This window comes from Holospora undulata HU1, from assembly GCF_000388175.3.
Lineage (GTDB): Bacteria > Pseudomonadota > Alphaproteobacteria > Holosporales > Holosporaceae > Holospora > Holospora undulata_A.
On record NZ_ARPM03000148.1, the window covers coordinates 1 to 2,075 of the forward strand.

General features: G+C 36.7%; 3 protein-coding genes and 1 tRNA gene. All 4 read left to right on the forward strand.

All coding sequences use genetic code 11. The annotated features are described in order from the left end of the window. Nucleotides 1–34: 34 nt before the first annotated feature. The 4 genes from K737_RS08165 (at nt 35) to K737_RS12055 (ending at nt 1,829) form a co-directional block, all read left to right on the forward strand. Nucleotides 35–220 (forward strand): hypothetical protein, encoded by a 186-nt coding sequence (locus K737_RS08165; protein WP_024161457.1) that lies wholly within the window; start codon nt 35–37, stop codon nt 218–220. A gap of 641 nt (nt 221–861) precedes the next feature. Continuing rightward, a tRNA-Asp gene (locus tag K737_RS04235) sits at nt 862–935 on the forward strand. Nucleotides 936–947: 12 nt separating this feature from the next. After that, nucleotides 948–1,493: a biotin--[acetyl-CoA-carboxylase] ligase gene (locus tag K737_RS08170; RefSeq protein WP_006294803.1), complete on the forward strand. Its 546-nt coding sequence runs from the start codon at nt 948–950 to the stop codon at nt 1,491–1,493. A 204-nt stretch (nt 1,494–1,697) separates the two neighbouring features. Further along, complete coding sequence (locus K737_RS12055; RefSeq protein ID WP_407636453.1) at nt 1,698–1,829, forward strand: hypothetical protein; 132 nt, start codon at nt 1,698–1,700, stop codon at nt 1,827–1,829. Nucleotides 1,830–2,075 lie beyond the last annotated feature (246 nt).

Genomic DNA, 2,075 nt, shown 5'->3' on the forward strand with positions numbered 1-2,075 from the left:
GGCAATCTGCTCCATATCACGGTTCATAAGGCCAATGACACAGGTGCTGGGTGCAGAGTTTTTTGGGAAGCGGTGCAAAAATTATTCTACATTAAAGGGAGTTTGTGCAGATGCTGGATATAGAAAACCCATGGAGGAATTTGTAAGAAATATATTGAATAAAACTATAGCAATCTCAGAGCGTATATCTCAAGGATGGGTCATACTTCCAACGCGTTAGATTTTCGAAAGAACATTTGCATGGCTAAATCATTTGCAAAGGGTATCTAAAGATTATGAAATTGCCCTAGCGACTGCTGAAAACATGACATGAGTATGATAGCCCATTCCATGATTCTATTAAGAAGGACAGCTAAATCATGAATGCAGGTTATAAGTCAATCTTTTTTCTGAGCCACCACGCCTCTTAGGAAAATAACTGCCTTCTTGTCTGCATTTTCTATGCCACATGCCTATCGCTGATACACTTATTTTAAATATTTGCGATGCTTCAATATACCCGTTCCCCCCTCATCTAAATATTCTATTCCCCTTTGTCTTAAATCGTTACGGTAGCTCTTTATCATTTTCCTTTTATTTTAACAAAAAAAATTGCACCTAATTCAACCTAAATTACTATAGCAGGAGAGCTAACATGTGATTTTCAGAATAATCCGCAATGTGTCCAGGAAAATTTTCCAACTGCAGCGAATATCGGATGTATTTTATCTTAATAAAAAAAGCATGCTAAGAACATATTAAGACATAAACTTCAAAACTTTGAAAAAATAAGAATGAGTGTAAGAGTTTTTGAACCTCTTTAATGATACAACTTAGGCTATTGACAGCAGATCGAAAAATTGAAATAATAGAGAAAGTATGGGGGATGTAGCTCAGTTGGTTAGAGCGCCGGCCTGTCACGTCGGAGGTCGCGGGTTCGAGTCCCGTCGTTCCCGCATATTAGTTTTATGATCTATTTTGTTTTTCCTTTAGTCAATTCTACTCAGAATTTGGCTTTCTCTTATTATGAAAGTTTCGGAGTCCCTGAGACTTTTGTTGTCTTTCGGGCTTTGGCTCAGACAAAAGGGTATGGAAGACGTGGCACTCCCTGGAAATCTGCAAAAGGTAATCTTTTATTTTCTGTTTTATTTTCTATTCCTGCGGATTGGTCGTATTCTTCTATGTTGGTAAAAATTGGTGCAAGCTCTGTGGTCAAAGTTTTGAAAGACTGTGGCGTTTCTGCTTATCTGAAATATCCTAACGATGTTTTTGTACAGAATAAAAAAATTTCTGGAATTTTAGGGAACATTTTTCATACAAACGATTCTTTATGGGGAGGAATTTTAGGCATAGGGGTTAATATCAATGCTACACCAGAAATTCAAGATGCGACTTACAAAACTACCAGTTTAAAGGAATTATCCGGGAACACCTGGGATATAGAAAAAATTATGAAAAACATTCTTCAAACTTTAAGGCAGCAGCTCGTTTTGGATAAAGCAGAACAAAAATAATTTAAGCATACTCCCATCCCGAATATCAGAAATGATCGCAAACAAAAATATCATACAAAATCCCATCGCTAAATGAACAGAGATACGGAGAAGATTATGCTGTTGAATTTGCACCCCAAAGTCTAAAACAGATTGGAAAAGATGTTTTGTTGGGGGAGATAAATTGCAGAACTGCAGGCTGTAATCTCAGCTAAAAAATATGGGATCAGTAAAGTAGCCAAAGTATATGATATATCCAGAACTACATTGACGTCTTGGGTAAAGCACCTGAAAACTGGAGCGCTAGATAAGTTAAAGGCGCCAGCGGAACGTAAGAAAAAAAGTCGGCTTAAATGATACAAAGAATTCAAGTAAGAGGTTGGATAGAAGGAGGACAGTCAACTGATCATCGATAGGATTCAGTAAAAAATAGCAGAACAAATTAACTATTGCAAGATCGACGGTATACAGAGAGATGAAAAAGCTTGGTTTAGCTTATATACGTCATGCTGAATGAAATTGTTTACAAGTTAAATAATGTTTCTTATGCAAAGATTTCTGAAAGAAGAAAAACGTGTTGCGTTAAGAACGCAGCAGATAGGA

Bases quoted from the DNA above. Each gene is read 5' to 3' on its own strand.
- K737_RS08165 (WP_024161457.1), top strand. From the start codon at position 35: ATGACACAGGTGCTGGGTGCAGAGTTTTTTGGGAAGCGGTGCAAAAAT.
- K737_RS08170 (WP_006294803.1), top strand. From the start codon at position 948: ATGATCTATTTTGTTTTTCCTTTAGTCAATTCTACTCAGAATTTGGCT.